Raw genomic sequence first — 251 nt, 5'->3', positions numbered from 1 at the left:
AGCAACGGCAGCGACGCCATTCCGGGCATCGCGCAACTCGCGTCGGAGTTGATCGAAGCCGTGTGCCGCAAGGACGATGTACGCGACTTCATACGCCAGAACGTCGAGATACTGGCCTTGCGGATCACCGAAAACTCGGGCCACAGCGGCGAACACTACATCACGGCTGGCCGCCTCGACTACCTTGCACTGCTCAAGTCCGCACTTGGCGCCGGCTTTATCGTCGCCTTCATGGCGGCCATCAAGATTCC

The 251-nt window shown here is 61.0% G+C and carries 1 pseudogene; it reads left to right on the top strand.

The window, feature by feature from the left end:
- A pseudogene (locus tag SB753_RS39705) lies at positions 1–251 on the top strand (recombinase); the annotation flags it as partial.

The organism is Paraburkholderia sp. SIMBA_053 (assembly GCF_046534895.1).
GTDB lineage: Bacteria > Pseudomonadota > Gammaproteobacteria > Burkholderiales > Burkholderiaceae > Paraburkholderia > Paraburkholderia caledonica.
This window is presented reverse-complemented; position numbering and strand designations above follow the sequence as displayed.